The sequence below is a fragment of the Symbioplanes lichenis genome, assembly GCF_030709675.1.
Taxonomy (GTDB): domain Bacteria; phylum Actinomycetota; class Actinomycetes; order Mycobacteriales; family Micromonosporaceae; genus Actinoplanes; species Actinoplanes lichenis.
In genome coordinates, this window is the sequence record NZ_JAUZQD010000005.1 from 137,983 (window position 1) to 157,729 (window position 19,747).

At 73.1% G+C, this 19,747-nt stretch carries 22 protein-coding genes; 9 read left to right on the forward strand and 13 right to left on the reverse strand.

Features of this window, described 5'->3' with window-relative positions:
• Window positions 1-2: 2 nt before the first annotated feature.
• Window positions 3-560 carry a hypothetical protein gene (locus RAN62_RS13485; protein WP_305784935.1) on the forward strand — a complete coding sequence of 186 codons (558 nt, stop codon included), beginning with the start codon at window positions 3-5 and terminating at the stop codon, window positions 558-560.
• Between the two features lie 49 nt (window positions 561-609).
• Here the strand turns inward: RAN62_RS13485 and RAN62_RS13490 are convergent, their stop codons facing one another.
• The 3 genes from RAN62_RS13490 to RAN62_RS13500 form a co-directional block, all read right to left on the reverse strand.
• Window positions 610-1,407, reverse strand: coding sequence for a S1 family peptidase (locus RAN62_RS13490; protein WP_305784936.1), 798 nt, complete (start codon window positions 1,405-1,407; stop codon window positions 610-612).
• A gap of 82 nt (window positions 1,408-1,489) precedes the next feature.
• Window positions 1,490-2,278: an enoyl-CoA hydratase-related protein gene (locus RAN62_RS13495; RefSeq protein WP_305784937.1), complete on the reverse strand. Its 789-nt coding sequence runs from the start codon at window positions 2,276-2,278 to the stop codon at window positions 1,490-1,492.
• Window positions 2,275-3,087: a PaaX family transcriptional regulator gene (locus RAN62_RS13500; protein ID WP_305784938.1), complete on the reverse strand. Its 813-nt coding sequence runs from the start codon at window positions 3,085-3,087 to the stop codon at window positions 2,275-2,277. The genes RAN62_RS13495 and RAN62_RS13500 overlap by 4 nt, the downstream gene beginning before the upstream one ends.
• A 265-nt stretch (window positions 3,088-3,352) precedes the next feature.
• Between RAN62_RS13500 and RAN62_RS13505 the strand changes: the two genes are divergently transcribed.
• Window positions 3,353-3,520: a DUF3117 domain-containing protein gene (locus RAN62_RS13505; protein WP_305784939.1), complete on the forward strand. Its 168-nt coding sequence runs from the start codon at window positions 3,353-3,355 to the stop codon at window positions 3,518-3,520.
• Between the two features lie 76 nt (window positions 3,521-3,596).
• Window positions 3,597-5,015, forward strand: coding sequence for a leucyl aminopeptidase family protein (locus RAN62_RS13510; protein WP_305784940.1), 1,419 nt, complete (start codon window positions 3,597-3,599; stop codon window positions 5,013-5,015).
• 71 nt (window positions 5,016-5,086) lie between these two features.
• On the opposite strand, the gene RAN62_RS13515 is transcribed toward RAN62_RS13510, so the two are convergent.
• Entirely contained in the window at window positions 5,087-5,659 is a 573-nt protein-coding gene (locus RAN62_RS13515) for an O-methyltransferase (RefSeq protein WP_305785286.1), read from the reverse strand.
• 328 nt (window positions 5,660-5,987) lie between these two features.
• Here RAN62_RS13515 and RAN62_RS13520 point away from each other — a divergent pair, with 328 nt between their 5' ends.
• Together RAN62_RS13520 and RAN62_RS13525 are read left to right on the forward strand one after the other, a co-directional pair.
• Window positions 5,988-7,259: a S1C family serine protease gene (locus RAN62_RS13520; RefSeq protein WP_305784941.1), complete on the forward strand. Its 1,272-nt coding sequence runs from the start codon at window positions 5,988-5,990 to the stop codon at window positions 7,257-7,259.
• A gap of 31 nt (window positions 7,260-7,290) precedes the next feature.
• Window positions 7,291-7,713 carry a twin-arginine translocase TatA/TatE family subunit gene (locus tag RAN62_RS13525; protein ID WP_305784942.1) on the forward strand — a complete coding sequence of 141 codons (423 nt, stop codon included), beginning with the start codon at window positions 7,291-7,293 and terminating at the stop codon, window positions 7,711-7,713.
• Window positions 7,714-7,774: 61 nt separating this feature from the next.
• Here RAN62_RS13525 and RAN62_RS13530 read toward each other — a convergent pair whose 3' ends face one another.
• The 3 genes from RAN62_RS13530 to RAN62_RS13540 are packed head-to-tail and all read right to left on the reverse strand — an operon-like array spanning window position 7,775 to window position 10,779.
• On the reverse strand, window positions 7,775-8,923 hold the full coding sequence (locus RAN62_RS13530; protein ID WP_305784943.1) for an Mrp/NBP35 family ATP-binding protein: 1,149 nt from the start codon (window positions 8,921-8,923) through the stop codon (window positions 7,775-7,777).
• A 21-nt stretch (window positions 8,924-8,944) separates the two neighbouring features.
• The gene (locus RAN62_RS13535) at window positions 8,945-9,487 is read right to left on the reverse strand and encodes a DUF1003 domain-containing protein (RefSeq protein WP_305784944.1); all 543 of its coding nucleotides are present in this window, start codon (window positions 9,485-9,487) and stop codon (window positions 8,945-8,947) included.
• Window positions 9,484-10,779, reverse strand: a complete 1,296-nt coding sequence (locus RAN62_RS13540) for a magnesium transporter MgtE N-terminal domain-containing protein (protein ID WP_305784945.1) — start codon at window positions 10,777-10,779, stop codon at window positions 9,484-9,486. The genes RAN62_RS13535 and RAN62_RS13540 overlap by 4 nt, the downstream gene beginning before the upstream one ends.
• 33 nt (window positions 10,780-10,812) lie before the next feature.
• Between RAN62_RS13540 and RAN62_RS13545 the strand changes: the two genes are divergently transcribed.
• On the forward strand, window positions 10,813-11,691 hold the full coding sequence (locus tag RAN62_RS13545) for a PhzF family phenazine biosynthesis protein (RefSeq protein ID WP_305784946.1): 879 nt from the start codon (window positions 10,813-10,815) through the stop codon (window positions 11,689-11,691).
• On the opposite strand, the gene RAN62_RS13550 is transcribed toward RAN62_RS13545, so the two are convergent.
• Both RAN62_RS13550 and RAN62_RS13555 read right to left on the reverse strand, forming a co-directional pair.
• Window positions 11,688-12,188 (reverse strand): hypothetical protein, encoded by a 501-nt coding sequence (locus tag RAN62_RS13550; RefSeq protein WP_305784947.1) that lies wholly within the window; start codon window positions 12,186-12,188, stop codon window positions 11,688-11,690. The genes RAN62_RS13545 and RAN62_RS13550 overlap by 4 nt on opposite strands.
• A gap of 25 nt (window positions 12,189-12,213) precedes the next feature.
• On the reverse strand, window positions 12,214-12,912 hold the full coding sequence (locus RAN62_RS13555; protein ID WP_305785287.1) for an HAD family hydrolase: 699 nt from the start codon (window positions 12,910-12,912) through the stop codon (window positions 12,214-12,216).
• Between the two features lie 133 nt (window positions 12,913-13,045).
• Between RAN62_RS13555 and RAN62_RS13560 the strand changes: the two genes are divergently transcribed.
• Together RAN62_RS13560 and RAN62_RS13565 are read left to right on the forward strand one after the other, a co-directional pair.
• A complete protein-coding gene (locus RAN62_RS13560) occupies window positions 13,046-13,954 on the forward strand; it encodes a DMT family transporter (RefSeq protein WP_438874500.1) in 909 nt (302 codons plus the stop codon).
• Window positions 13,955-14,169: 215 nt separating this feature from the next.
• Window positions 14,170-14,679 (forward strand): hypothetical protein, encoded by a 510-nt coding sequence (locus RAN62_RS13565; RefSeq protein WP_305784949.1) that lies wholly within the window; start codon window positions 14,170-14,172, stop codon window positions 14,677-14,679.
• Here RAN62_RS13565 and RAN62_RS13570 read toward each other — a convergent pair.
• Window positions 14,676-15,284, reverse strand: a complete 609-nt coding sequence (locus RAN62_RS13570) for a DUF4190 domain-containing protein (RefSeq protein WP_305784950.1) — start codon at window positions 15,282-15,284, stop codon at window positions 14,676-14,678. The genes RAN62_RS13565 and RAN62_RS13570 overlap by 4 nt on opposite strands.
• A 114-nt stretch (window positions 15,285-15,398) precedes the next feature.
• Here RAN62_RS13570 and RAN62_RS13575 point away from each other — a divergent pair, with 114 nt between their 5' ends.
• Entirely contained in the window at window positions 15,399-16,352 is a 954-nt protein-coding gene (locus tag RAN62_RS13575) for an SDR family NAD(P)-dependent oxidoreductase (protein WP_305784951.1), read from the forward strand.
• 154 nt (window positions 16,353-16,506) lie between these two features.
• Here RAN62_RS13575 and RAN62_RS13580 read toward each other — a convergent pair whose 3' ends face one another.
• The 3 genes from RAN62_RS13580 to RAN62_RS13590 form a co-directional block, all read right to left on the reverse strand.
• Complete coding sequence (locus RAN62_RS13580; RefSeq protein WP_305784952.1) at window positions 16,507-17,031, reverse strand: DUF4190 domain-containing protein; 525 nt, start codon at window positions 17,029-17,031, stop codon at window positions 16,507-16,509.
• Between the two features lie 242 nt (window positions 17,032-17,273).
• Window positions 17,274-17,681, reverse strand: a complete 408-nt coding sequence (locus tag RAN62_RS13585; RefSeq protein ID WP_305784953.1) for a CoA-binding protein — start codon at window positions 17,679-17,681, stop codon at window positions 17,274-17,276.
• A gap of 73 nt (window positions 17,682-17,754) precedes the next feature.
• Window positions 17,755-19,722: an intein-containing Rv2578c family radical SAM protein gene (locus tag RAN62_RS13590; RefSeq protein ID WP_305784954.1), complete on the reverse strand. Its 1,968-nt coding sequence runs from the start codon at window positions 19,720-19,722 to the stop codon at window positions 17,755-17,757.
• Between the last annotated feature and the right edge of the window lie 25 nt (window positions 19,723-19,747).

Genomic DNA, 19,747 nt, shown 5'->3' on the forward strand with positions numbered 1-19,747 from the left:
GCATGGCTCAGTGGGCGGTGATCATTCCGGCGGACAGGTGGGCGACCGAGCGGTTGTTCCATCACGACACCTTGTCGGTGGCGGGGTCGAAAGAGGTCGAACCCGCGGCGGGGGACGAGGTGCTGCTGGTCGCCGGCGAGGAGACGCCGGTCGTGGTCGGGCTCGGGGTCGTGGCGAACCAGGAGCGGGCCCGGCGCGGCGCGCACGGCGTGCCGGAGATCGAGGTGGCCTACACGCGGCGCTCGTTCGACGACCCGGTGCCGGCCGAGGGGCTGACGCTCGGCGAGGGCGTGGTGCCCGTCGACGAGACCGTGTTCCGCACCCTGGCGGCCCGGCTCGGCGGCGACCGCGACAAGCAGACCTGGCTGGTCAGCCTCGACCTGCCGATCGAGGCGGCGAGCGCGCCGGAGGCGGTGCGGCAGTTCTGGTCGTACGTGCTGGAGCTGGGGCCGGCGGAGCTGCCGACCTTCGTGTCGCCGTCGGGGGACGAGCTGGCCATGCAGGCCTTCGTCCTCGGCGAGGAAGCGAACCTGGACCCGGAAGAGGACGAGGACGAGTGATCAAAAGGGGCCCCATCGGTGATGGGGCCCCTCGTGTCACAGCGGACGATCAGCCGCCGAGGCTCGTCGCCGCCGAGCGGATCGCCGACGAGAAGTAGCTGACCTGCGTGTAGACGCCCGGCTTGTTCGGGCGGGCGCACCCGTCGCCCCAGCTCACGATGCCGACCTGGATCCAGGCGTTGGCCGAGTCGCGGCGGAACATCGGGCCGCCGGAGTCGCCCTGGCAGGTGTCGACGCCACCGGCGGTGTAGCCGGCGCAGATCTCCTCGGCGGCGATGACGTCGCCGCCGTACATGGCCGAGGAGTTGCAGGTCGAGTCGCTGACGAACGGGACGGTCGCCTTGCGCAGGTAGCGCTGCTGGCCGCCGCCCTCGGTGGCCGCACCCCAGCCGGCGATGGTGAACGTGCCGGTGTCGTACGTGCTGCTGGTCGCGATCGGCAGCGTGGCGAGGCCGGTCACCGGGCTGGCCAGGCGGATGAGCGCCCAGTCGTCGCCGTTGCCGTTGTAGCCGGGCGCGCGGTAGACGTAGTTCGACTTCCGCGTGATCCGGCTCGACGACTGCAGGTCGACCGTGCCCAGGGTCGCCGTGATCGACGTGTTGGTGCCGGTTCCGTTCACGCAGTGCGCCGCGGTCAGGACCAGCGTGGTGCTGTAGAGCGCGCCGCCGCAGCCCATCGACAGGCGGACCATGAACGGGAACTCGCCCTGGGTGGCGGTCGTGCCGCCGACCACCTTGTCCGGGCCCTTGCCGGCGGCCGCGGCGGACTGCGCGTTGAGCACCGTTCCCATCGAGGCAGCCGTGAGCGCGGCCGCCACCACGCCCAGAATCCTGCGGAACCTGACCATCCGGACCTCCCCAAGCGGTTTGTCGCTGTGAGGGGAGTCAAACATCAACGCCCGTGAATTCGGCTATCCCGAATGAGTAATATCAGCGGCCCTCGAAGACCGGCTTCTGCTTGTTCACGAAGGACTCGACGGCGTTCTTGTGGTCCGCTGTCGCCCCGCAGATGGCCTGGGCCTGCGCCTCGGCGGCCAGCGCGTCGGAGAGCGTCCCGGCGGTGCCGATCGACAACTCGCGCTTGATCGCGGCATAGGCGACCGTGGGTCCGGCGGCGAGGCGGGCGGCGAGCTCCTGGGCGGCCGGGAGCACCTGCTCGTCCTCGTCGGCCAGGGACGTCAGGAGGCCGTACTCGAAGCACTCGCGGGAGCGGACCGGCTGGGCGAGCAGCAGCAGCTCCAGGGCCCGCGCGCGGCCGACGATGTGCGGCAGCGACCACGAGATCCCGGTGTCGCCGGCCAGGGCGACGTTGGCGAACGCCATGAGGAACATCGTGGACGGCCCGCCGATCCGGAAGTCGGCCAGCAGCGCCAGCGACGCCCCCGCTCCGGCCGCGTTGCCGCGCACGGCCGCGACGACCGGCTTGGGCAGGGACGCGAGCCGCTGGGCGATCGGGTTGTAGTGCGCGCGGACGGTGTCGAGGTCGGTCGAGCCGCGGCCGAGCGTCTGAGCGTGCTCGCGCAGGTCCTGCCCCACGCAGAAGGCCTTGCCCGCGCCCGCCAGCACCACCGCCCGGACGCCGCGGTCGCCCTCGATCTGCGCCAGGGTGTCGCGCAGCGCCTCCTTGAGGTCCACGTCGAGGGCGTTCATGGCTTCCGGGCGGTTGAGGGTCAGCGTGACGACGGCGTCGGTGCGGTCGACGAGCAGCGAGTCGGTCATGGCTCCGAGAATCCCATACGCGCGCCCCTCGAGGCCGAGGCGAGGCAACGGTCCACGAAGCGGTCGGCGCTCGGGCGCAGCCGGGTGGCGTGCCGGTCGAAGAACGCCGCCGCGGTGGTGCCCGGCCAGCGTGGGGGCAGCAGGGACGGCGGCAGCTGCGGGTCGCGGAAGAGGAACGAGCGCCAGGCGTGGACCAGCTGGAACCGCGCCGCGTACGCCTCCTCGTCCGAGCTGCGCGCGTTGACCGCGGTGACGGCGGGGCGCTGGGTGGTGACGAAGTCCTCGTAGGCCTGACCGATCTCGGTCAGATCCCAGGCGCGCCCGACCACGTCCACGGCTCCCGGCGAGCCGGCCGCGTGGGCCGCGCTGAACCGCTCGTACGCGATCCCGGCCTCGGCGAGCACGGCGTCCACCTCGTCGGCGGCGCGCGGGGCCACCCACGCGTGCTCACTCAGCATCCCGTACCCCAGGAAGGCGAGCTTGCGGGCGTCGCGGCGGGCCAGCGGGGCCGTGGGGACGATGAGGTCGAACCGCCCGTCCCAGCCGCCGCGCCCGGTGCGGTAGATCCGCGACGACGCCTCGTCGAGCCGGCGCGCGGCTTTCGGGGTGAGCAGATAGCCTGGTCCCGACACGAGGCGTAACGGATGGAGCCAGCCCTGGCGCACCATCCGGGACACCGCCGTGCGGACCGCGGGCGGGGCGATTCCGAGCGGCGCCAGCAGCTTGACCAGCGCGGCGACCGGTGCGCGCCCGCCGCGGGGGCGCAGGTAGTCGCCGTAGAGGTCGAAGAGTGCCGACCGCGCCTGCATGACCGCACATTGTGACAGTCCGAAAGACGATATGCTAGACGCTGTCACATCAGCTTGGGCTGGGTTTGGGATCGCCGGTGTTCATCAGGGAAAATGTTTGATCGGCACGGTGGGCCACGCCTTGTGACTGTTGGCGGGTCCGCAGCGCTGCGGTCTCGGGTCGGTCCAGCGAGGGCGACTCCGCCGGTCGGATACGAGGTTGGGCGCGCCGTGGGGCTGAGCACGGTGCACTGATGACCCTGATGTAGGTCTGAGGGGAGACAAGATGGCGGCGATGAAGCCGCGGACGGGCGATGGTCCGCTGGAGGTCACCAAGGAAGGTCGGGGCATCGTCATGCGCGTCCCGCTGGAGGGTGGTGGCCGTCTCGTCGTTGAGATGACTCCGGACGAGGCCAGCGCGCTGGGTGACGCGTTGAAGGCGATCGCCGGCTGACGTCTCACGTGGCCCGCCGGTACGGTACCTGCCGTACCGGCGGGCTTTCCATGTCTTCGGGAAAGGTCATCCTCCAGTGTTCGCGATTCGCCTCGTCACCACGTCCGGCCCCGGGACCCATGTCCTGCCGGCCGATTCCTCCCGGGTGCTGGCAGGCGGTGACGAAGAGACCGCGGAGCTGCTGCGGACGGCCGACGAGCCGGGCCGCGCGGGCGCCGTCCAGGTCTTCCCCCGCCCGCTGCGCACCCCGGCCAAGCTGCTGATCGCCGGCATCGGCGCGGGTGACGAGGCCGGCTGGCGCGCCGCCGGTGCCGCCGCCCTGCGGGCCGTGCCCGCCGACGAACCCCTGCACGTCGTGCTGCCCGCCGACGCCGAGCCCGCCGCCGTGCGCGCGCTCGCCGAGGGCCTGTGGTTCGCCGGCTACCGGTTCCGCGACGCCGTCTCCGGCCCGCGGTCCGTCGAGGTCACCCTGCAAACTTCCACCCCTGACGCGTACGCGGAGAGCCTCGCCGTGGCCCGCGCGACCGCCGAGGCGACGTGGCTCGCCCGCGACCTGACCAACACGCCGGCCTCCCTGAAGAACCCGGAGTGGTTCGCGTCGCAAGTCGTCGCGGAGGCTGCTCGCCGCGAGGGCCTGACCGTCGTGGTCCGCGAGACCGACCAGTTGCGGGCCGAGGGCTTCGGCGGCCTGCTCGCGGTCGGCGGCGGCTCGGCCACCCCGCCGCGGCTGGTCGAGGCCAGCTGGCGGCCCGAGGGCGCCACCAAGCACGTGGTGCTGGTCGGCAAGGGCATCACCTTCGACACGGGCGGTCTCACGATCAAGCCCCGCGAGGGCATGAAGCTCATGAAGAAGGACATGGGCGGCGCGGCCGCGATCATCGGCGCGGTCCTGGGCGCGGCCGACCTGCGCCTTCCGGTACGCGTCACCGCCCTCGCGCCCCTCGCCGAGAACGCGGTCAGCGGCTCCGCCTACCGTCCCGGCGACATCATCACGCACTGGGACGGCACGACGTCGGAGAGCACCAACTCCGACGCCGAGGGCCGCCTGGTCCTGGCCGACGCCCTTGGTTACGCCGTCGGCACGCTCGAGCCCGACGTGGTGATCGACCTCGCCACGCTGACCGGCGCGAACGCGGTGGCCCTGGGCAAGCGCACGGCCGCCCTCTACAGCCACGACGACGAGCTCGCGGCGGCCCTCTTCGCGGCCGGCGAGGCAGCGGGCGAGCGGATGTGGCGCCTGCCGCTCCCGGACGAGTACAAGGAGTACCTGGCCAGCGACATGGCCGACCGGCACAGCTCGCCGACGCGCGGAGCCGGCTCGGTCGTCGCCGCGCTCTATCTCGGCGAGTTCCTGGGCGACAAGGTGGGCAGCTGGGCGCACCTCGACATGTCCGCCCCGAGCTGGTCCGAGAAGCCCGACGGCGACCTGCCGCAGGGCGCGACCGGCTGGGGCACGCGGACCCTCCTGCGGTATTTGTCGGAGATCAGCGCATGATCGCAGCGCTGCGCCCGGGGAGCGCCGCGGTCAGCGCTTGACCGCAGCGCTTCGTCGGGCGAGCGGTGCGGTCAGCGCTTGACCGCGGCGAGGAGGCCGCCGCCCGTCGGGATGATGGCCGGCGTCCACTCCTCGGACTCGCGGATGCTCTTGACCGTCTCGCGGATCGTGATGGTGTCGGCGTCGCGGGCCGCCGGGTCGCTGATCCGGCCGCCCGCCAGCGCGCCGTTGACCACGAGGATGCCGCCCGGGCGCAGCAGGCGCAGGGCGGCGTCGGCGCACGCCCCGAACTCGGTGGCGTCGGCGTCGACGAAGACCAGGTCGTAGACCCCGTCGGCCAGGCGCGGCAGCACGTCCAGGGCGCGGCCGGTGATGATCCGGGTGCGGGACGAGGCGAAGCCGGCCTCCTGGAAGATCCGGCGGGCGATGCGCTGGTGCTCGTTTTCGACGTCGATGGTCGTGAGGACGCCGTCGGCCCGCATGCCGCGCAGGAGCCAGACGCCGCTGACGCCCGTACCGGTGCCGATCTCGACGACCGCCTTGGCGCTCCCCGCGGCGGCCAGCAGGCTGAGCACGGACCCCGCGCCGGGGGAGACGGCGGCGAGCCCGACCTCGAGGGCCAGGCTGCGGGCGGTCTGCAGCACGACGTCCTCGGCGGCGTAGGCCTCGGCGAACTGGACCGACTGGGCACTGGGGGTGCCGAGCTGGCGGGCTGCGGTGACGATGACGACCTCCGGGCTCTCACGACGTGCCGGCCGCGAGCCGTGCGGCCCGGAAACGGTGCACATCGGGTATGAGCGTAGAGCGATGCTCTCCCTTCGCGCATCGGGACTTCGCCGGTGGAAAGCGGCGGTTGGGTCGTCGAGGCGCCTACTGAGCGGATGACCGACGCCGATCCGTGTCATTCTGGAGGCGGAGCCGGAGCCCTCCGGGGTGCCCGGCCCGCGCGGACGACGATCTGGAGGGCCCGACGTGACCGACGGCTGGAGCTGGCGCCAGTCCCCGACGCCACCGGCCGCGCCGCCGCCGGGTGGCCCCGGGTCCCCCTGGTGGTCCGACGCCCTGGCCGACCCGTGGCGCGACCCTTATGCGCCGTCCGCCGTCGTCGTTCCGAGCGCGCCGCAGAGCACGGGCCCCGAGCCCGAGCCGGTGAGCGACCCCCGCGACCGGCCGCGCGCGCTGACTCCGATCCTGCTGATCTGCCTGGTCACGGCCCTGCTGGCCGGCGGCCTGGGCGGCACCCTGGGCTATGTCTTCGCGGCCCGCAGCGGCGTCGGGGGCGGCGGCACGCAGCTCGGCGGCGCCCCGGTCGCGGCGCCCAGCGCGGCCCAGCGCGCCCCTGAGTCCAACGCCGGCGTGGTGCAGAAGGTCGCCCCGAGCGTGGTCACGGTCCGGGTCTCGGGCGCCATCGGGTCCGGCTTCGTGGTGAGCCAGGAGGGCTACGTGATCACCAACGATCACGTCGTGGCCAACGGCGGCGACACCATGTCGGTGCTCTTCAGCGACGGCACCACCGCCCCGGCGACGCTCGTCGGCCGCGAGCCCGAGTCGGACATCGCAGTGATCAAAGTCTCTCGCGATGATGTGACGGCCATCCAGCTGGGCGACTCGGACGCCATCGCCGTGGGTGACCCGGTGTTCGCGTTCGGTTCGCCGCTCAATCTGGTCAACACCGTCACCGAGGGCATCGTCAGTGCGCTCGACCGCACCCTGCAGGCGCCCGACACGGACGGCACCACCCGCTACTACGCGGCCATCCAGACCGACGCCGCCGTCAACCAGGGCAACTCGGGCGGCCCGCTGGTCGACGGCGACGGCCGGGTCATCGGCGTCAACTCGGTCATCCGCTCGCTCGGCACGGCCGAGAGCGAGGCCGGCAACATCGGCCTGGCCTTTGCCATCCCGATCAACCAGGCCCGCCGCATCGCCGAGGACATCATCGACACCGGCAAGGCCCGGCGTACGGTCATCGGCGCCGAAGTGGCGACCGGCGGCAGCACCGCGGGGGCGAGCAGCGGCACGGGCGCCCGGCTCCGCTCGGTCCAGGCCGCCGGTCCGGCCGCCGCGGCCGGGCTCAAGAGCGGCGACGTCGTCACGAAGTTCGACAACCACGTGCTCGACGACGGCGTGGGGCTCATCGCGCTGGTCCGCAAGTATGCGCCGGGCGCCACCGTGCCGATCGAGTACCGCCGAGGTACCAAGACACAGACAGCGTCAGTAACCTTGGCAGCCGACGCGAAGTGAGAAGCCCTCACGGGCGAGGAAGGCGGCGGCCGTGTTCGAGAACCTGAACTGGTGGGAGATCGCTGCCCTGCTGATGCTCGCACTGCTGATCTTCGGCGAGCGCCTGCCCAAGGTCATCGGCGACGGCCTGCGCATGCTCCGCAGCCTGCGCCAGATGGCCCAGAACGCGACGACCGACCTCAGCCGCGAGCTCGGCACCGACATCCAGCTCCAGGACCTGCACCCGAAGGCGTTCATCCGCAAGCACGTCCTGTCCGAGGACGACGAGGCCGCGCTCCGCAAGCCGCTGCAGGGGCTCTTCGAGGACGTGAAGACCGACCTCAACGGGGTCAAGACCGACCTCAACGGCGTGAAGTCGAACCTCACCGAGGCCGCCAAGCCGGCTCCCAAGCCCGCGCCCTCCGCCGCGCCCGCGGCCCCGGCGCCGCGGGCGATCGATATGGACGCCACCTGATCCTCACGAGTTCGGGCGCCGACCCCGAGAGGGGTTGACGCCCGTTCGCCGTGCGGGTGGGTCAGCGGCGGGTGGTGACACTCAGCCCCAAAGGCTTGCCGACCAGGGACTCACGCCGCACGGCCAGCCGGTCGGCGACGGCGTCGAGGGCGGCGGCCGCCGGGGCGGTCGGGTCGGCCAGCACGATCGGGGTGCCCGCGTCGCCGGCCTCGCGGACGCGGGTGTCGAGCGGGATCTGGCCGAGCAGCGGCACCCGGGCGCCCACGGTCTGGGTCAGCGACTCGGCGACGGTCTGGCCGCCGCCCGAGCCGAAAACCTCCATGCGGGTGCCGTCGGGCAGCTCCATCCAGCTCATGTTCTCGACGACGCCGACCAGGCGCTGGTGGGTCTGCATGGCGATGGCGCCGGCCCGCTCGGCGACCTCGGCCGCCGCCATCTGCGGGGTGGTGACCACGAGGATCTCGGCGTTGGGCAGGAGCTGGGCCAGCGAGATGGCCACGTCGCCGGTGCCCGGCGGGAGGTCGAGGAGCAGCACGTCGAGGTCGCCCCAGAAGACGTCCGCGAGGAACTGCTGCAGCGCCCGGTGCAGCATCGGGCCGCGCCAGACGACGGCGGCGTTGCCCGCGGTGAACATGCCGATCGAGATGACCTTCACGCCGTGCGACTGCGGCGGCATGATCATTTCCTCGACGCGGGTGGGGCGGCCGTCGACGCCGAGCATGCGGGGGACCGAGTGGCCGTAGATGTCGGCGTCGACCACGCCGACGCTCAGGCCGCGCTTGGCCAGCGCCGCGGCCAGGTTGACGGTGACGCTGGACTTGCCGACGCCGCCCTTGCCGCTGGCCACCGCATAGACCCGGGTCTTGGAGCCGGGCTGGGCGAAGGGGATGACCGGCTCGGCGCTCTGGCCGCCGCCGCGCAGCTGCGCCTGCAGGGCCTTGCGCTGCTCCTCGGTCATGACGCCGAAGTCGATGGTCACGGCCTCGATGCCCGGGATCGCGGTGAGGGCGGCGGTGATGTCGGTGGTGAGCTTGTCGCGCAGCGGACAGCCGGCCACGGTGAGCAGCAGCTCGACGTTGACCTTGCCGGCGGCGACGGCGAAGCCCTTGACCATGCCGAGCTCGGTGATCGGCCGGCGGATCTCGGGATCGTCGACCGTGGCGAGGGCGGCCTGGATCGCGTCCTCAACGGTGGGGGCAGGAGCGGACATGAGATCCAGCCTACGCCGGAGTCAGGAGTGGTCCTCCTCCCACTCCTTCCGCTCCAGCTTCTGCCGGCGACCGGCCGCCTCGTCCAGCTCGTCGGCCACCCGGGCCAGCTCGGAGCGGATGAAGTCGCGGGTCGCGACCTCGCCCAGGGCGATGCGCAGGGCGGCGATCTCGCGGGTCAGATATTCGGTGTCGGCCTTCTGCATGGCGGCCCGGCGCCGGTCCTCCTCCATGCCCAGCCTGTCCCGGTCGGTCTGCCTGTTCTGCGCGAGCAGGATGAGCGGCGCGGCGTAGGACGCCTGCAGGGACAAGATCAAGGTCAGGAACGTGAAGGTGTACGGGTCGAAGCGCAGATTGGCCGGCGCCAAGGTGTTCCACGCGAACCAGGCGCCGATGACGATCGTCATGTAGACGATGAACTTGGCCGTGCCCATGTAGCGGGCGATGTTCTCCGACCACTGCCCGAAGGCCTCGGGGTCGAAGCGGGGCAGCCGGACCCGTCCGGGCTCGACCGGCTGGTCCAGGCGGTCGAGCCGCTCCACCCGCTCGCGGCGCAGCTCGGTCATCGCTCCGCCCCCGGCAGGATGCCGACCGGGTCCTCGTCGGCGACGTCCCGGTCGCGCCAGTCGCGGGGCAGGCTGTGGTCGAGCACGTCGTCGACCGTGACCGCCCCCACCAGCCGGTAGGTGCTGTCGACCACCGGCATCGCCACCATGTCGTAGGTCGCCATCCGCCGGGTGATCTCGGTCAGCCCGGTCTCCGGCCGCAACGGGTCGATGTCCTTCTCGATGAGGCCGCCCAGGATCGAGGCGGGTGGCTCGCGCAGAAGGCGCTGGAAGTGGACCATGCCCAGATACTTCCCGCTCGGGGTGGCCGAGGGCGCACGGGCGACGAAAACTTGGGCGGCGATCACAGGCGACAGCTCCGGCTCGCGGATGCGGGCCAGCGCCTCGGCCACCGTGCTGTCCGGCGTCATGATCACCGGTTCCGAGGTCATGACCGAGCCGGCCGTGCCCGGGGTGTAGCTCATCAGCTGGCGGACCGGGGCCGCCTCCTCAGGCTCCATCAGGTCGAGCAGGATCGCCTGCTCCGCCTTGGGCAGCTCGGCCAGCAGGTCGGCGGCGTCGTCCGGGTCCATCCGCTCGAGGACGTCGGCGGCGCGCTCGCGGTCGAGTTGGACGAGGATCTCGACCTGGTCGTGCTCGGGCAGCTCCTCGAGCACGTCGGCCAGCGTCCGGTCGCTCAGCTCGGCGGCCACCTGGTTGCGCCGCGCGTCCGGCAGGTCCTGCAGGGCGTTCGCCATGTCGGCCGGGCGCATCTGCTCCAGCAGCGCGACCAGGTTGGCGTTGCCCTGGGTGTCGGTGGGCCCGACCATCCCCCGCACCCGGTCGTAGTCGACCTGGTAGGTGTGCCCGCGCCGGCCCAGCCGCCCGCTGATGTCGCGGACGGCGACCCGGGTGATCAGCCACTCGTTGTTGCGGTTGAGGTCCATGCCGAGGTCGACGATCATGCCGCCCTTGGCCGGCGCCTCGCCGTCCTCCGGCTCGACGGTGACCCGCCGGTCCAGCAGGTCCTCGAGCACGAGCAGCTCGTTGGGGCGCTTCTCGAAGCGGCGCAGGTTGAGGGTGCCGGTGCTGAGCACGACCGCCTCGGCGTCCATTGACGTGACCCGGCCGATGGGCAGGAAGATGCGCCGGCGCAGCGCCATCTCCGCGACCAGGCCCACCACCTGCGGGGGTCTGTTGGTGGTGCGCAGCCGAACCACGGCGTCGCGGACCCGGCCCACCCGGTCGCCGTTGGGGTCGAACACCGGAAGCGCGGCCAGCCGCGCCAAGAAAACCCTCGTCCCCATGGTCACGCCCCAAGCGTAGGCGGCCGCTAGGTTCGGGGCATGTCTACCGTGGCGTACGAGATAGTGGACGTCTTCACCGACCGCCCGTTCGCGGGCAACCCGCTCGCCGTCGTCTTCGGCGCCGAGGCCCTGGCCGGGGACCAGATGCAGGCGCTGGCGCGCGAGTTCAACCTCTCCGAGACGGTGTTCGTCCTGCCGCCCACGGACATCGAGGCCACCTATCGGGCGCGCATCTTCACCCCCGCGGCGGAGCTGCCGTTCGCCGGTCACCCCAGCGTCGGCGCGGCCGTCACCTATGTACGCCGGGGGCTCGCCGCCACGGGCACAGTCGTCCAGGAGTGCGGGGCGGGCCTGTTGCCGATCGCGGTCCGGGACGACGACTCGGCGACGCTGACCGGCGGCACTCCCACGCTCGGCGACGAGCTCGACCCCGAGGCGCTGCTCGAGGTGGCCGGGCTGGCCGGCGACGACTACGCGGGGTCCGGCACCACGCCGGGGTTCGCGGGGTGCGGGCTCGAGTTCGCGTACCTCCGGGTGCATCGCCGGGCGCTCGCCCGCGCGACCGTCGACCCGGGCCGGGCTGCCGCCGCCGGCCTCGGTGACCTGAGCGTCTTCGCCTGGGACGAGGGGACCCGGACGGCCTATGCCCGGGTCTTCGCGCCCGGGTCCGGCGTGACCGAGGACCCGGCGACCGGCTCGGCGGCGCTCGGCCTCGGCGTGTGGCTGGTGGCGAACGGCTTGCTCCCGGCCGGCGGGACGAGCGATTACACCGTCCACCAGGGGTACGAGATCCACCGCCCGTCGCTGCTCACGTGCACGGTGACGGCGGCGTCGGGGGTGGCCCGGTCGGCCACGGTCGCCGGGCACGTGGTGCCGATCGCCCGGGGCGAGATCCTCGTGCCGCCCTTCGTGGGCTAGCGCTTCTTCTTCCGTACGCGATGCAGGCGGAAGGGACGACGCACCTGGACCCGCGCCGGGGTCTCGCGGGGCGGCGCGGCCTGCGACTCGTCCGGCAGGTCGGCCCCCGCGACGGGCGGCTGCTCGACGGGAGTGAGACGCACCACGGCGCAGCCCGTCTCGACCCAGCGGGCGACCTGCTCCTCGGCCGAGCCGTGCGCGTTGAGCCGCTTGGCCGCCAGCTGTGGGGCGGCCTCCGCCCAGGCGTCGGTGCCCGGGGCGAGCCGCTCGACCCGCGTGTCGAGGATCACGATCAGGCCGCCGTGGTCGCCGCGCAGCCGCACCTGGGCCGTCGTGGCCTCGGCGAGCCCCGGCGCCGCCTGCTCGCCCGGCCCGCTCAGCACGAGCAGCGAGCCGTCGAGCGGCAGCACCCACAGGCCGCGCGCGGGCGCGTCGCCCACGCCGATCCACGCGATGCCGGCCTTCTTGATCGCCTCGGCCACCAGCTCGGTCGTCACGCCCCCATCCTCGCAGCTCGCCCGCTCAGTTCAAGGCGGGCACCCGGTCCAGCAGCTCGAGCAGCGCGCTCAGGGACGGGACGCCGAGGCCGGCGAAGTCGTCGTCGCGGTCGAAGACCAGGTGGTCGGTGAGGTCCGGGGCGGCCAGGCGGACCGGGGTCATGCCGACCGCGGCGGCGCCGGTCAGCTCGTGACTGCCGCCGTCGCCGACGTAGAGGCAGTCCTCCGGCGCCACGCGCAGCCGCCAGCAGGCCTCGAGATAGATCTCCGGGTCCGGCTTGCACCGCCCGACCTCGACCGAAAAGACTTTCTCGTCCAGCAGCGGCGCGATCGGCAGGCTGGGCAGGAACGCCGGGAGTTCGTGGGTGCAGTCGCTGATGACGGCCGTACGCAGGCCGCGGCGCTTGAGCTCGCGCAGCACCGGCTCCGCGTCGGCCCGCAGCTCGGTGTCCGCCTTGAGGGCGTCGACCCGGGCGGGCACCGCGGCCTGCAGCTGAGCCGGGCGCGGGCTGCCCCCGGCCTGCTCGGTGACCCATCGTAGGGTGGCCTCCGCGGAGCCGAACTGGCCGCGGGCCCGGACCGCGAAGGTGCGGTCGAGCACGTTGAGCACGGCCTGGGGGTCGCACCCCAGGGCCCGGGCGATCTCGGCATGCTGCGGCCCGCGCCGGACGGACCGGGTCAGCGTGCCGAAGAAGTCGAAGAGCACCGCTTGGTACGCGGGCAACACGGATTCACCCTCCAGGGGCATTGACGAACGGGTATCGACGGCGAGCGTAACGACATGCTTACTTTCCGCTCAACCCAGGCCAACAAACTGTGACGTACATATGCGCAACAAGCGACGGCGAGGGATGAATATGCGCTCAACGCCCGTAGTTCTGACGACGGGCGCCCTGGCTGTCGCCGTGCTGGCCGTCTCCTCGTCGGCGCCGCTGATCGCCTTCGCGGCGGCTCCGGCCCTGGCCGTGGCGTTCTGGCGCAACGGCATCGCCTTCGCGGCGCTGTCGCCGATCACGGCCGGCCCGCGCCGCCACGAGCTGGGTGCGTTGCGGGGTCCGGCCGGGCGGTTCGCCGTACTCGCGGGGGTGGCCCTGGCCGTGCACTTCGCCACCTGGATGCCGAGCGTGCAGCTGGGCTCGGTCGCCACCGCCACCGCCCTGGTCGCGACGCAGCCGGTCTGGCAGGGCCTGCTGGCGATCATGACCAAGGCCCGCACGGGTACGCCCACCCGCCTCGGCTGGATCGGCATCGCCCTCGCGGTCGCCGGGGTCGCCTGGGCCACCGGCGCCGACGTGGGAGTCTCCGCCCGGGCGGTCCTCGCCGACGCGCTCGCGCTGGCCGGGGCGATGGCGGCCGCCGTCTACACCCTCTTCGGGGAGCGGGCGCGCGCCCGGCTGAGCACGACCACGTACACCTGGGTCTGCTACGGCACCTGCGCCGTGCTGCTGCTCGTGGTCTGCCTGGCCGCCGGCGTGCCGCTCACCGGCTACGACGGCCACACCTGGCTGGCCATCCTGGCGATCGTCGCCGGGGCGCAGCTGCTCGGGCACTCGATGTTCAACTACGCGCTGCACCGGGTGCCCGCGACGACCGTGAGCGTGCTGATCCTGCTCGAGGTGCCGGGCGCGGCGCTGCTCGCCTGGCTGTGGCTCGGGCAGGAGCCGCGCGCGTCGGCGCTGCCCGGTCTCGCCCTGCTGGTCGCCGGCGTGCTCGTGGTGATCCTCGCCGCGGCCCGCCGACCGGCGCCGGTGCCCGAACCCGCTTGATCCCTGGCGTGCGGCCGCTCCGCACGGTAGAGAGGGGAGATGCGATGCACTGGTGTCGATCCCCGGGCGACCCTCTCGGGGCCGGGCTCTCTCTCGGAGCCCCGCTTTCTCTCGGGGCTGGGCTTTCTCTCGGGGCCGGGCTTTCTCCCGGGGCCGGGCTTTCTCCCGGGACCGGGCTCTCTCTTGGGGCTGGGCGCTCTCTCGGAGCCGCGCTCGTGACCGGCGGCTGGTCGACGCCGGGCTGTGAGTTCGCGCGCACCCCGGCCACCGTGACCATGGGCCGGCACGAGCTCCCCGCCACCCCGCCCGACCTCGAAGCCGTCATGGCCCGCTTGGACGCGGGCGGCCGCGCCGAGCACGCCGGCAGCTACGCGGGCCTCGAAGTGGACCAGGCGAACGTCCGGGCGATCGTCCACCGGGTGCCCGACGCCGCGTTCGACGACTTCGTGCGGCAGGTCGCCGGGGAGACATGCGTCGTGGTCCGCGACGCCCGCCACAGCCTCCGGGAGCTCGCCACCTGGCACGATCGGCTGGTCGGCGACCTGCCCGGCTGGACCGCCCACGGCGTTGCGATCAGCACGGTCGCCGCCCGGCACGACGGCGCGGGGGTCGAGGTCGGCGCCCCGGACGTCGAGCGGGTGCGGCGGGAGCTGCTGGAGCGCTACGGGTCGGCGGCTCCGCTGATCTTCGTGACCGAAGGACCGGTGCGGCCGCTGCCCTCTTAGATCGTCGGGTCGGTGGCTACCACGGCCGCCAGGGCGACGCCGAGGATGAGGGCCAGGCCGGCGACGATCCAGCCGACGATGATCCCGGCCAGGGCGAGTCCGGCGCCGGTCTCGCCCGAGACCCGGATCCGCTTGCGGGCCAGGTGCCCGAGGACCGCCCCGATGACGCCGAACAGCCCGCCGAAGCCCCACACGCACAGCCCCGCGACCGCCAGGCACGAGACGACGAGCGAGGCGACGGCCATGCCGTTCGTCGCGCGCGGCTGGTGGAACGGGGAGTAGGCGGCGTACGGCTGCGGAGGTGGCTGCTCCTGGAACGCCGGCGGCAGCGGGTAGGGCGTCGGTGGCGGGCTTCCGTACGGCGACTGGTGCGGTGTCGTGCCTTGCGGCGGCCGCGGCGTCGTGCCGTAGAGCGGCTGCGATGTCATGCCGTACGGCGGCTGTGGTGTCGTGCCGTACGGCGGCTGTGCTGTGGGGCCGTAGGGCGGCTGCGAGGTCGTGCCGTAGGGCGGCTGCGGCTGGGCCGGAGGCTGGTAGGCCTGGATCGGCGGGTCCGGCGGGGGCGGGTAAGTGCCCTGCTCGTCGGGGGTCGGCGGATGGGTCACGGAGTCTCCTTCCGCAGCTGTTCCGGCCTTCCAGCGTAGAAGACGCCGTCATCGGCGGGCCGCCACGTCCGGCCGATGTTTGCCCCGCCGCCCGGTATTGGGGAGGATCGCCGCATGGTCTACGACGCCCGTACCGAGTCCACGCGCGGTCTCGCCGCCCCCGAGCCGGACACCGCTGTGGGCCCGGCCGCCGCCGCGACGGGCCTCGCCGACGCCGTCACCCGCCTCTCCGGCATCTCGCAGGACGCTGCCTCGCGCCTCACCGACGTCGCGCCGGACCCGGCCGAGCAGGCGGACGAGGCGCCCGTGACCCTGCGCCTGGACGGCAAGGTCGCGCTGGTCACGGGCGCGGGCAGCCCGGACGGCATCGGGTACGCGACCGCCCGCCGCCTCCGCGACCTCGGCGCCCGGGTGGCGATCGTCTCCACCACCCGCCGCATCCACGAGCGCGCCACCGAGCTCGGCGTCACCGGCTTCGTCGCCGACCTGACCGACGAGGCCGAGGTCGGTGCCTTGGCCGACGCCGTCGCCGACGTCCTGGGCGACGTCCAGGTGCTCGTCAACAACGCCGGCCTGGCCAGCCGCACGAGCCCCGAGATCCTCCGCCCCGTCGCCCAGCTCACTTATGACGAGTGGCGCGCCGAGATCGACCGCAACCTGAGCACGGCCTTCCTGTGCAGCCGCGCCTTCGTCGGCGGCATGTCCGAAGCGGGCTGGGGCCGCATCGTCAACCTGGCCGCCACGGCGGGTCCGATCAACGCCCTCCCGACCGAAGCGGCCTACGCGGCGGCCAAGTCCGGCGTGGTCGGCCTCACCCGGGCCCTCGCCATGGAACTCGTCGCCGACGGCATCAACGTCAACTGCGTCGCCCCGGGCACCATCTACACCGCCGCCTCGACGGTCACCGAGATCAAGCAGGGCCTCGGCACCCCGATCGGCCGCCCCGGCACCCCCGACGAGGTCGCCGCGGCCATCGCTTTCCTCTGCTCGCCGGCCGCCTCCTACATCACCGGCCAGATGCTGGTCGTCGACGGCGGCAACAGCGTCCGCGAGGCCGAGTTCCGCTGACCGGAAACGGCGCCGAGAGACATTTTCGACCCCCGCGGCGCTGAAGTTGACCTCCATCAACGCGAAACGGCGCCCGGCGGATCATGTCCACCGGGCGCCGTGCGTTCAAGCCCCGGGCCGCGTCAACGTGCCGCCCGCCGGGGCCGGTCGCCGCTCAGGGCGAGGTGCTGGTGCCGCCCACGATGGCGAGGACGACGACGCCGGCGCACCAGAGCGCACCCAGCGCCGTGAAGATGTAGCTCAGCCACAAGCCGGCCGTGGCGAGGCCGTCGCCGGACTCCCCGGTGGTGCGCATCTGCTTCTTCGCGACGTGGCCCATGATGATGCCGGCGATCGGGAAGACGAAGGCGAACACCAGGCTCAGGATGGCCATGGTGTTCGTGGGCGCGCCGACCGGCTGGTACGGCTGCTGGTAGGGCTGCCCGTAACCGGGACCGCCGCTCGACGGCGCGCCGTAGGGCTGGCCGCTCGAGGGCGCGCCGTAGGGCTGGCCGCTCGACGGGGCCCCGTAGGGCGGCTGCTGGCCGTACGGCTGCCCGCTGGACGGCGCCCCGCTGGACGGCTGGGCGTAGGGGTCCTGCCCGTAGGGCGCGGTGGGGTCGTACGAGGGCGGCTGTTGCCCGTACGGCTGCTGGGGCTGATATGGGTCCGGCGTTCCACCCGGCGGCGGGTAAGTCATGAGATAGGTCCTCCTGTTCCCCCGGCACCGTACTAGCCGGAGGGGAGATCGGGGCACCCCGCCGCTGCGTGTCCGCCCCTCCCACCCGGCACAACGGCCCTGCTGAGGGCCCGAACCGCCGACGACACCCGGCCGGTCGGCCGCCCCAGGATCCCCCGAACGGATCCACACCCGCGGATCGGCGGCCCGGGGCGGATCGCCGCGCCGGGCGCACGAGTGCCTGTGGATCGCCGCGCCGGGGCTCAGGCGACCTTGGACAGGTTGGCCACCGCCCGCTCGACCACGAGGCACCGGTCCTCCAGGTAGTCCATGCCCGCCTCGGTCGCGATGCGCCGGGCCTCGGCCGACACGATGCCCGACTGCAGCCAGACCGCGGGCGCCTTGATGGCCGCGGCCTGGCGGACGATCTCGACCGCGTCGGCGGCGGGCCGGAAGATGTTGACCAGGTCGACCGGCTCGGGGAGGTCGGCGAGCGTCGGGACCGTCGGCACGCCGAAGACCTCGGACACGAACGGGTTGACCGGGATGATCTTCCAGCCGTGCCGGAGCATCTGCAGCGGCACGGAGTGGGCCGGCTTGCCGGGGTCGCGGGAGGCTCCCACCACGGCGATGACGTCGGCGTCGGCCAGGATCTGCGCTGCGCTTCTCATGCTGTCGACTCTATCGATCGCCACGTCCGGCCCCCTCCCGAAAAGTCGCGCCTGTGGATAACTCGGTGGCCGGTCACAGCAGGGTCAGCTGCTGCGGCTCCGGCGCCCGGGCCTCGGCCTCCTCCCGCGTGCTCGCCGTGCCGTCGTCGTCGGTCCACGGCGGCTGGCGGGCCTCGCCCGGGGCCGCGCGGTGCAGGCCGTGGCGGCGGGCGGCCAGCCGGACCCGGGCGGTGATCTCGTGCTGGAAGGCCTGCGGCAGGTAGGACCCGCCCCGGAACAGCTCGCGGTAGCGCGGCGCCAGCTCCGGGTGCTCCCGGGTGAGCCAGGCCGCGTACCACTCGCGGGCGCCGGGGCGCAGATGCAGCGCCAGCGGGGTCACCGCGACCGCACCGGAGCGGGCGATGGCGGCCACCGTCTCGTCGATCGACTCGTCGGTGTCGGTGAGGCCGGGGAGGATCGGCGCCATCAGGACGTTGACCCGGAAGCCGGCGTCGGTGAGCCGGCGCACCGCGTCGAGGCGGCGACGGGGGCTGGGCGTGCCGGACTCGACCGCGCGCCACACGGTCTCGTCGACGAAGCCGACCGAGAAGGAGAGACCGACGTCGGTGACCTCGGCGGCCTGCTCGAGCAGCTCGAGGTCGCGCAGGATCAGCGTGCCCTTGGTGAGGATCGAGAAGGGGTTGGCGTGGTCGCGCAGCGCCGCCAGGATCTCGGGCATGAGCCGGTAGCGGCCCTCGGCCCGCTGGTAGACGTCGACGTTGGTGCCCATGGCGATGTGCTCGCCGCGCCATCGGGGCGCGGCCAGCTCGCGGCGCACCAGCTCGCCCGCGTTGACCTTGACGATGACCTTGGTGTCGAAGTCGTGGCCGGCGTCGAGGTCGAGGTAGGTGTGGGTGTTGCGGGCGAAGCAGTTGTGGCTCACCACCCCGTCGGCGACGAAGTCGCCCGTGCCGGTGGTGATGTCGAAGAGCGGCAGCGTGAGCCCCAGCTCCTCGATGTCGGCCACGGTCAGCTCGGGCTCGCTGCGCACCCCGATGCCGGCGGCGTCGAGCGGGGCGTCGCTGACCCCGGTGAGGTGGCGGAAGCGCAGGGCGGCCCACAGGTCGCGGGTGATCTCGACCGAGTGCACGCCCCCGAGCTGCGGGTGCGGCGGGCGCCGGCTGGGCAGCCCGAGACGGGTCAGCGCCTCCGTCACGTGATCGAGGAAGCCCTGGTCGCGGCTGGTGAAGACGACCGCGAGCCGCTCGGCCGCCCCCGTGGCGCCGAACGCTCCCGCCAGGAAGCCCCTGAACCAGCCGTCGCCGGGCTGCTCCGGCCAGCGGAGCGCCTCCTCCATCGGGATTTCTTCGAGATAGCCGTCGGCGCGGACCCAGGCGTCACCCTCGCGCGGGACGGCGGTGGGCGGGGCGCCGGCGTCGCCCCGGATCAGGCCGCAGAGATAGCCGGCCCGGTAGTCCGGCGACTCCTTCGGCGGATCGGCGAAGTGGCCGACCCCGGACATGCGGTCGCCGACGGCCAGCGCGGGCAGGCCGGCCTCGCCGGGGCTCACGTGCCGCCAGCCCCGGTCGGTCAGGAAGCGATGGTCGCCGCTCGCCACGAGCCGGGTGCCGTCGGCCAGCGTGACCCGGAAGGCGGGCTTGGAGGTGCGCCAGTGGTCGAGCACCGTGGTCGGCACATAGCGCCGGTGGGGACCGGCGCCCATCGTGCCGAGGACCGCGTCACCCACCCGCAGCTGCGAGAGCGCCCGGGTCGAGCCGTCGGCCATCAGCACCGGGGTGTCGCCGCCCAGGCAGTAGGAACAGGCGTGCGAGCAGCCGCGGTAGGGATTGACGGTCCACCGGAAGGGCACACGGGAGGCGCCCGGCACCCGGTTGATGATCGACTTGGCCCGGACCTCGTAGAACGTCATGCCCGCGAAGCCGGGGGTGTCGAAGGTGCGGACGGTCGCCCCGGGCAGCGCCAGCGGCAGGGGTGAGGCCGCCGGCGCTGCGTTCGGGAGCGAGGCGTCGTCGGACGGCGCCGACAGGTGAGACCATCGCATGACGATAATTCGAACACATGTTCGA

What these genes read in the sequence shown, in the direction of transcription:
- RAN62_RS13485 (WP_305784935.1), top strand. Translation starts at nt 3, where the DNA reads ATGGCTCAGTGGGCGGTGATCATTCCGGCGGACAGGTGGGCGACCGAG.
- RAN62_RS13490 (WP_305784936.1), bottom strand. Translation starts at nt 1,407, where the DNA reads ATGGTCAGGTTCCGCAGGATTCTGGGCGTGGTGGCGGCCGCGCTCACG.
- RAN62_RS13495 (WP_305784937.1), bottom strand. Translation starts at nt 2,278, where the DNA reads ATGACCGACTCGCTGCTCGTCGACCGCACCGACGCCGTCGTCACGCTG.
- RAN62_RS13500 (WP_305784938.1), bottom strand. Translation starts at nt 3,087, where the DNA reads ATGCAGGCGCGGTCGGCACTCTTCGACCTCTACGGCGACTACCTGCGC.
- RAN62_RS13505 (WP_305784939.1), top strand. Translation starts at nt 3,353, where the DNA reads ATGGCGGCGATGAAGCCGCGGACGGGCGATGGTCCGCTGGAGGTCACC.
- RAN62_RS13530 (WP_305784943.1), bottom strand. Translation starts at nt 8,923, where the DNA reads ATGTCCGCTCCTGCCCCCACCGTTGAGGACGCGATCCAGGCCGCCCTC.
- RAN62_RS13535 (WP_305784944.1), bottom strand. Translation starts at nt 9,487, where the DNA reads ATGACCGAGCTGCGCCGCGAGCGGGTGGAGCGGCTCGACCGCCTGGAC.
- RAN62_RS13545 (WP_305784946.1), top strand. Translation starts at nt 10,813, where the DNA reads ATGTCTACCGTGGCGTACGAGATAGTGGACGTCTTCACCGACCGCCCG.
- RAN62_RS13560 (WP_438874500.1), top strand. Translation starts at nt 13,046, where the DNA reads ATGCGCTCAACGCCCGTAGTTCTGACGACGGGCGCCCTGGCTGTCGCC.
- RAN62_RS13575 (WP_305784951.1), top strand. Translation starts at nt 15,399, where the DNA reads ATGGTCTACGACGCCCGTACCGAGTCCACGCGCGGTCTCGCCGCCCCC.
- RAN62_RS13580 (WP_305784952.1), bottom strand. Translation starts at nt 17,031, where the DNA reads ATGACTTACCCGCCGCCGGGTGGAACGCCGGACCCATATCAGCCCCAG.
- RAN62_RS13585 (WP_305784953.1), bottom strand. Translation starts at nt 17,681, where the DNA reads ATGAGAAGCGCAGCGCAGATCCTGGCCGACGCCGACGTCATCGCCGTG.
- RAN62_RS13590 (WP_305784954.1), bottom strand. Translation starts at nt 19,722, where the DNA reads ATGCGATGGTCTCACCTGTCGGCGCCGTCCGACGACGCCTCGCTCCCG.